This window comes from Methylocystis sp. (genome assembly GCF_021731785.1).
Lineage (GTDB): Bacteria > Pseudomonadota > Alphaproteobacteria > Rhizobiales > Beijerinckiaceae > Methylocystis.
The window spans coordinates 1-7,754 of record NZ_JAKFWS010000110.1 but is presented as its reverse complement, the minus strand read 5'-3'; the positions used below and the strand labels follow the sequence as shown (position 1 = coordinate 7,754).

Annotated in this window: 6 protein-coding genes, 1 tRNA gene and 1 pseudogene; 3 read left to right on the top strand and 5 right to left on the bottom strand. The window is 62.2% G+C overall.

What is annotated here, in order from left to right:
• Positions 1–493: pseudogene (locus tag QZ964_RS16560) on the top strand (hypothetical protein); the annotation flags it as partial.
• Between the two features lie 14 nt (positions 494–507).
• On the opposite strand, the gene QZ964_RS16555 reads toward QZ964_RS16560, so the two are convergent.
• The 4 genes from QZ964_RS16555 to QZ964_RS16540 form a co-directional block, all read right to left on the bottom strand.
• Positions 508–1,308: a hypothetical protein gene (locus QZ964_RS16555; protein WP_292532863.1), complete on the bottom strand. Its 801-nt coding sequence runs from the start codon at positions 1,306–1,308 to the stop codon at positions 508–510.
• A 54-nt stretch (positions 1,309–1,362) separates the two neighbouring features.
• Positions 1,363–2,343 carry an L-threonylcarbamoyladenylate synthase gene (locus QZ964_RS16550; RefSeq protein ID WP_292532862.1) on the bottom strand — a complete coding sequence of 327 codons (981 nt, stop codon included), beginning with the start codon at positions 2,341–2,343 and terminating at the stop codon, positions 1,363–1,365.
• On the bottom strand, positions 2,340–3,098 hold the full coding sequence (locus tag QZ964_RS16545; RefSeq protein ID WP_292532861.1) for a peptidase: 759 nt from the start codon (positions 3,096–3,098) through the stop codon (positions 2,340–2,342). Before QZ964_RS16545 ends, QZ964_RS16550 begins: the two co-directional genes overlap by 4 nt.
• Before the next feature lie 89 nt (positions 3,099–3,187).
• On the bottom strand, positions 3,188–4,372 hold the full coding sequence (locus QZ964_RS16540; protein WP_292532860.1) for a GNAT family N-acetyltransferase: 1,185 nt from the start codon (positions 4,370–4,372) through the stop codon (positions 3,188–3,190).
• Between the two features lie 118 nt (positions 4,373–4,490).
• On the opposite strand from QZ964_RS16540, the gene mtnA reads away from it, so the two are divergent.
• Positions 4,491–5,579, top strand: a complete 1,089-nt coding sequence (gene mtnA, locus QZ964_RS16535; protein WP_292532858.1) for an S-methyl-5-thioribose-1-phosphate isomerase — start codon at positions 4,491–4,493, stop codon at positions 5,577–5,579.
• Positions 5,580–5,715: 136 nt separating this feature from the next.
• Here the strand turns inward: mtnA and QZ964_RS16530 are convergent, their stop codons facing one another.
• Entirely contained in the window at positions 5,716–6,369 is a 654-nt protein-coding gene (locus tag QZ964_RS16530) for a class II aldolase/adducin family protein (protein WP_292532856.1), read from the bottom strand.
• A gap of 104 nt (positions 6,370–6,473) precedes the next feature.
• Here QZ964_RS16530 and QZ964_RS16525 point away from each other — a divergent pair.
• A tRNA-Ile gene (locus tag QZ964_RS16525) sits at positions 6,474–6,549 on the top strand.
• Positions 6,550–7,754: the final 1,205 nt, after the last annotated feature.

The window sequence follows — 7,754 nt, the reverse complement described above, 5'->3', positions numbered from 1 at the left end:
CGAAGGCGGCTGGCCGCCGGACCATCTGCTGCGCTATGCGTTTGAAAACTGCGCGACTTTCGAGGAAGCCGTCGCTTGCATCGCCGAAGCGCCGCTCGCGCGTCCGACTCTTTTCACCCTGGCGGGCATCAAGCGCGGCGAGATGGCGCTGATCGAACGCACGGAGTTGGAGGCGCGGGTTCTGCGCGGACCGGTCATCGTCGTCAATGATTGGCAAGAGCCGCAGGCCGGATGGCAGGCGCGCATGAGCTATGAGAACAACGTGAGCCGCAAAGCGGCGATGCGCGCCGTGGCGATCGACGCGCCGCGCTTTTCATGGGTACGCGAACCTGTGCTCAATCGCCTGACGCGACTGGCGGTGGAAATGTGCGCGGTCGGCGCGGGCGATCTCGCCGCGCGCGGCTACGAGTGTCCCTATGTGAAGGGCCAGCCGGCCCCGGCGACGCAGGACTTCTGCCTGCGCGCGTCGACGCCGACGGCGCTCGCAGCCTGAATTCCAGCAGAAGCTCAGCGCGAGCGTAAATTTCTAGGGGCCTCGGCTTCTTTTTTCGTGCGGACTGTCGAATTTGATGGAACCGCGGGAGTCGGCGTCGGCGCGGCCACATAGGGGCCTCCCTCAAAAGACAGCTGTTGGACCATCGCCGGAATCAACCTGTCGTAAACCGATCGAAGTTCGATCGGGAAAGTAAATTCGATCGACCCGACCCCGTCCGCCAGATACCAGCGCTTGAAGTAAAAGACGGTGTCATTCGTCAAGCCGGAAAGAACGTACCAGTTTTTCCAATTTTCTTCTTTTTCCGGCGCCACATAAGTGAACGTGTAGCCTACTTTCTCCAGCGCCTCCCGCTCTTGCTCGCGCCCCAGTCTGACATCCTTGACGTCAGGCAGCGGACGACGGGTAATTTTGACCCGGACATGCCTGTCAGCGTCCATAAGGATCAACACGCCGTTCTTGCGCTGCGTTGTGTCCAAGATGAACATCTTGAACGGGAAGGCGAATGTCATACGCAAATCATCGCTGTGATGAACTTTATCCAGGATGATGTTAGAGTCAGCGTCAGCAATTTCTGTATTATTTACTTTATCATTCTTGAACTTACCAAGCGACATCGCACCTTCTGGCGGGAACACGCCCGGAAAAGCGATACACACCACCACAAAGACAATTCCGATTACGAAACTAAAAATACGAGACATCGGAGCTAAACTTGGGATGCGAATTTCTTTTACTTCAATTCCGCCGCCAAAAACGCCTACTATGATCAAGAACAACCCAACAATAAAAGTTATTTGAAGGATCGTCGGCATAATTATTCCTTTTGCTCAACGGCTTTTCTATCCTGCAATAGTGCCGCGATCTTGTTAGTCGCGCAAGCTCGCGTTGTTGCGCGGCGCGCTGGCGCGCCGCAGCCGATCGTTGATCGCTTCGCCCAATCCCCGCTCCGGCACATGCGCCACAGCGACATTGGCGATGTCGCGCGCGTCGAATTCCCGCAAATGCGCAAAAAGATTGGCCGCCGCCTCGACGAGGTCGCCCGACGGGGAAAGATCGAGCACCACAGTTCCGGGTTTGGCGCGCGCGGCGAGCCTGCCGCCGAAATCGAGCGCCGCTTCGCCCGCGTTGAGTTCATGCGCCTCCAGCCGCAGCCGGGCCGCCGGCGCGTAATGGGACGGCGTCATGCCCGGGGCGAGGACCTCCGCCTGCGCCGGCGCCGCAAGCTTTGCGCCCAGAACTTTCTCGATCGCCTCACGCGCGACCGCGCCGGGGCGCAGCAGAACGGGAGAAGCTTCGCAGAAGGAAATGATCGTCGACTCGAGCCCGGCCAGCGTGCGGCCGCCGTCAAGGATCATGTCGACCTTGCCGGCGAGATCTTGCGCGACATGCGCGGCGGTCACCGGGCTCACATGGCCCGACCGGTTGGCGGACGGCGCCGCGATCGGCCGGCCCAGCGCCGCGATCAGCGCTTGCGCGACAGGATGCGCGGGAACCCGGACCGCGACGCTCGGCAGACCGGCGCGGACGAGATCGCAGATCGAGCCGCCCGGCGCGACGGGCGCGACGATCGTCAGCGGCCCCGGCCAGAAGTGTGCGGCCAGACACAGCGCGGACTCAGGCAGCGCCGCCTCGCGGCGCGCGGCGTCGAGATCGGCGACATGGGCGATCAGCGGATTGAAGGACGGCCGGTCCTTGGCGTCGTAGATGCGCGCGACCGCCCAGGCCTGCGTCGCGTCGGCGCCCAGCCCATAGACGGTCTCGGTCGGAAAGGCGACGAGCCCGCCGTCGCGCAGGATCGCCGCGGCCTTGCCGATCGCCGCGGCGTCGGCCGGCGCAATGGTCGTCACGCGTCGCGGCCGCTATAGGGCGGCTTGGGAATCGCCATATGCGCCTCGCGAAGCGCCTTCGACCAGCTGTTCCGCAAGCTGCGAAAATAGACGTCGTCCGAATTGATCCTCGTCGCGACCTCAATCTGCAGCGCGTCGCGTCGCAGCAGCGCGAAGTCGATCGGCATGCCGACCGAAAGATTCGAACGCATGGTCGAGTCCATCGAAATCAGCCCGATCTTCAGCGCGTCATAGATATCAGTGTCGTATGTGACGGCGCGGTCGAGGATAGGCTTGCCGTATTTGTGTTCGCCAATCTGCAGATAATTGGTGTCCGGCGTGCATTCGATGCTGTTGCCCGCAGTGTAGATCATGAAGAGACGGAGCGGACCGCCGGCGATCTGACCGCCGAGCAACATGGACACGTCGAAGCTGACGCCCTGCGCCGCGGGCTCCTCCTCGGCGCGTCCCGTCTGCACGCGCGACAGCCGCACGGCGCGCCCGACGAGCTGCGCGGCGTGCAGCATGTTGGGCGTATTCATGACGCTCTCGACCACGCCGCTTTCAGGATGCTCGATCCCGTCGCTGATCAGGTTCACAACGCCCTGCGTCACCGAAAGATTGCCCGAGGCGGCGAGCATCAGCACGCGCTCGCCCGGCCGCTCGAAGAGATAGAGCTTGCGGAACGTCGAAATGTTGTCGAGCCCGGCGTTGGTGCGCGTATCGGCGATCATCACCAATCCATCGCGCACGAGAATGCCGCAACAATAGGTCATGAGATTTCCGCCGCGGTTCGCCAAACGGCTCAGGACTTACAAGTTTCAGGCCAGGGCACAAGTGCGGCGGAGACACAGGTCAAGAAAAATCAGCCGTCATTTTCGTTCTTGTAAGGAAGCTCGGCCGCATGCTCGACCGCCCATTCGGCCACAGCGGCGCGCTCCCGCGCGAGATAGGCCGAAACAGCCTCGCCGAGGCGCGGATCGGCGAAGTGGTGGGCGGAATGGGTGATCACCGGCCGATAGCCGCGGGCGATCTTGTGCTCGCCCTGCGCGCCGGCCTCGACGCGCCCATATCCATGGCGGATCGCAAATTCGATCGCCTGATAGTAGCAGACCTCGAAGTGGAGAAACGGCAGCGGCTCAAGCGCGCCCCAATTGCGCCCGTAGATGGCGTCGTCGCCGAGAAAATTGATCGCGCCGGCGATATGTTTAGAGCCGCGGCGCGCCATCACCAGCAGGATGCGGTCCGCCATGCGCGCGGCGATTTCGTCGAAAAAAGCCCGAGTCAAATAGGGGCGGCCCCATTTGCGCGCGCCCGTGTCCACATAGAAATCGAAAAACGAGTCCCAGTGCGCCGAACGAATGTCGCTTCCGGTGAGCAAATCGATTGTGACGTCGCCGCCGAGCGCCTCGCGCCGCTCGCGCTTGATCGCCTTGCGTTTGCGCGCCGTTAGCCGCGCCAGGAAATCCTCGAAGTCGACATAGCCGTCGTTGACGAAGTGGAATTGTTCGCCGGCGCGGTGGATGAACCCCGCGCCCGAGAGCGCAACGCGCTCCTCCTCGGTGCAGAAGGTCACATGGATGGAAGATGCGCCGCTCGCCTTGCACAATCCCTGCAGTCCGGCGATCAGCGCCTCGCGCGCGCCTTCCGGCGCGTCGGGCGCGACCAGCAACCGACGCCCCGTCACCGGGGTGAAGGGCGCGGCGACCTGAATCTTTGGATAGTAACGCCCGCCGGCGAGCTCATAGGCCTGCGCCCAGCTTTGATCGAACACATATTCGCCGAGGCTGTGCGTCTTGATATAGGCCGGCGCGCAGGCGACAAGACGCCCGCGCGAATCCTCGACGAGCGCATGGGCCGGGGTCCAGCCGCTGCGCGCCCCGACCGAATTCGATCGTTCGAGCGCGCGCAGGAACGCATGCGACACGAACGGATTATATCGCTCGCCGACCGACTCTGGCAGGCCCGGCGGATTGGCGCAGGCGTCCCAGGCTTCCGCCGCAACTGAGTCGAGCGATTCGGCGTATCGAACCGAAAATTCTTGCGCCATCTGTCCGTGGGGCAGCCGCGATTGAAAGCTTCTGGCATGGGGTCGCGGCGCGCTCTAACATGGCGCGAATAGCGACCTCATCCAAGCGCGACTTTTGAGCAGGCAAAAAGCGAGAACCATGAGAATCAACGGCCGCGACTATCGAACGATTTGGCTCGATTCAGATGGACGGCGAGTCCATGTCATCGATCAGACAGGTCTGCCGCATCGCTTCGAGACGAAAGCGCTCGCGAGTTGCAAAGACGCCGCTGCGGCGATCAGCGATATGACCGTGCGCGGCGCGCCGCTGATCGGCGTGACGGGGGCCTATGGCATGGCGCTCGCCGCATGGCGCGATTCAAGCGACGCGGCCATTGAGACAGCCTATGCGACGCTGCTCGCCACGCGCCCGACGGCCGTCAATCTACGCTGGGCGCTTGATCGGCTGCGCGCGGCGCTGCTCGCGGCGCCGCCATCGGCGCGCGCCGACCTCGCCTATGCCGAAGCTGGCAAAATCGCTGAAGAAGACGTGGCCGCCTGCCAAGCCATCGGCAGCGCCGGCGCCGAACTCATTGACAAGGCGCGCCGGGGCGATGGCCCGATCAACATCCTCACCCATTGCAACGCGGGCTGGCTTGCCACGGTTGATTGGGGCACGGCGCTGGCGCCGATCTACACGGCCGCGCGGCGCGGCGCGCCTCTTCATGTGTGGGTCGACGAGACCCGCCCGCGCAACCAAGGCGCGAGCCTCACGGCCTTCGAACTGCTCGGCGAAGAGATCCCGCATACGGTCATCGCCGATAACGCCGGCGGCCATCTCATGCAGCACGGGCTTGTCGATCTCGTCATTGTCGGCAGCGACCGGACGACGCGCGCAGGCGACGTGTGCAACAAGATCGGCACCTATCTCAAGGCGCTCGCCGCGCATGACAATGACGTGCCGTTCTATGTGGCGCTGCCGTCGTCGACCGTCGACTGGCGGATCGCCGATGGCATACGCGCCATTCCGATCGAAGAGCGCAGCGCGCGTGAAGTGACGCATATCAGCGGACGCAACGCCGACGGCGCGCCGATTGAGATTCAGCTCACGCCCGATGGGTCTCCGGCGCGCAATTTCGGCTTTGACGTGACGCCGTCGCGGTTCGTTACCGGGCTCATTACCGAGCGCGGAGTCTGCGCCGCGACGGAGGAAGGCTTGAGGGGATTGTTCCCGGACCTTGCTGGCTAGCTGCATTCCCAGCGCCGCCGGGGTTTTGTCATTCCCGACGCGCGCAGCGCGATCGGGAATCCAGAGTTAAGCGAATACGATGGATTGAGCTGGATTCCCGGTCAGGCCTTCCGGCTGCCGGGAATGCCAAACGAGACTATTTTGTCGTCTCGCGCGTGCCGTAAGTCTTGAAGCGCTCGACCGTGCGCATGATCTCATCGTCGGAAAGCACGACCTGTTCGCCGGCGAGCGCGCCGAGGTAGAAAACTTGTGCAAGCGCTTCGAGCTCGACGGCGCGCCACAAGGTTCTGCGCATATTCGCGCCGGTGACGATCGCGCCATGATTGGCGAGCAGCACGCCGTCGCGATCGGCGAGACCCGCGACGACGAGCCGCGACAATTCAGCCGTGCCGTAAGGTGCATAACCGACGCAACGCACAGTCGGGCCGCCGAAGGCTGCGATCATGTAATGCACAGCCGGAATGTCGCGCCGCAAGGTCGCGATCGTCGTCGCATAGGGCGAATGCATATGGGCGACGGCGTTCACGTCCGGCCGGGCGCGATAGATGTCGAGATGGAAGCGCCATTCGCTCGACGGCGGCAGCGGACCCTCAAAGACGCCCTCGCCGTCCAGCAGCATGCGCGCGATCAATTCGGGCGAGAGTTCGCGGCCTGGAACGCCGCTTGGCGTGACCAGCGCGGCGTCGCCGACCCGCAACGACAGATTGCCGGCCGAGCCGTGATTGAGCCCCAGCCGCTCCATCTCCTGCGCAGCGTCGACAATCGCCGTGCGCGCGTCGCGTTCGTTCATGCGAAAAGCCTTACAGGCGAGGCGCCCGCTAAGACAAGCGCGGAGGCCCAGTCGTAATATTGCGCGCGTTCAGGTTGCGGTATAGGAGAAGCGTCCCCGTCTCGGGGCCGGTAGCTCAATGGTTAGAGCCGGCCGCTCATAACGGTCTGGTTGCAGGTTCGAGTCCTGCCCGGCCCACCAATAAAACCAATGTCATACTGACTTTTTCGTAAATCGTTCAAAACTTTTCTCTTCAATTCGCCCACCAAAACCCTTTGCCACTCGAAAATTTATTACACCCAATCCAAGAATTTTAGAGCGGGTCATACCCTCAAGGCGGCAGAAACGATGTCAATGAAACTGCGGTCGAGTCCTTCTCTCGACCGCAATCTCTTCGAACTTCTCGTATCGTTCGACGTTGCGAAATTCTACTGAATAACCGTCCCGCGCGCATAGCCGCCGGGAACGCTGCAGGAACAGCCAGTTCCAAGCCATCCCGGCTCATAGAGCAAGCATGTCTTGACAGAGGTCGCGCAATAATTTCCGTCAGCCGCCACGGTTCCCCCGCTCACAACAGGCGCGGAATAACCGTAAAACGTAGGCGCAGAATAGCCATAACGCCAACCACGATGATGGTGACGGCAATAAGGTCGCCAACCGACCTGGTCCGTGGGCGAGGTCACGCCCAGGCTAGCCTTGTCGACGACCGTCATCACACCGGCGCTGGCCGGAAGAGCCACGATGGCGATTGCTGCGCAAATCGCACTGGCCGCGGCGGTTCTTGCGAAAAGCGACATCTTTACCTCCTACAACTCGCGAGGGAAAAACCGTGAAGCTTTGCGGTGGAAATTTCTTCTTCTCGCCAGGACTCATCACTCAACTAGTCCAGCTTGCCGAGCCATCCAGATCTGGACTAGGCGTTTTTCGTAGCTTGCAGCGAAATTCCCCTGTTAGCAGGGAATTCTCCTGTAGAAACCGGCTCGACGAACCTGCCTCCTCCACCAGCATTTTTCGAAAGTCGCGCAACGCGTACTGACCCTGCGCCGCTTTCGCGCAACCGCAAACAATCTCGCCAGATTCTGGCAAGCTTAAAAAGTTCGGAGACAGGCTGTTAGCAAGATTTTTTCGATTAGCCGCAGTCGAGGATTTAGCGCACGATAATCGATTTGACTCGCAAGGAAATAACAGCGACGCTCATTATTGCCGCTCGCATCGAGTGACGTCCCGAGGCAACTGAAGGAGACGCCGCTCAAGCCGCTCTCCTTCGACTCTAAAACGGAGGAAAGCTATGCTGCGCAAGATATCCTTAGTCTTCGCATTGCTCGGCGCGGTCGCGCTGCCATCGGCCGCGCTCGCCCAACATGGCGGCGGAGGCGGCGGCCACGGAGGCGGAGGCCACGGCGGCG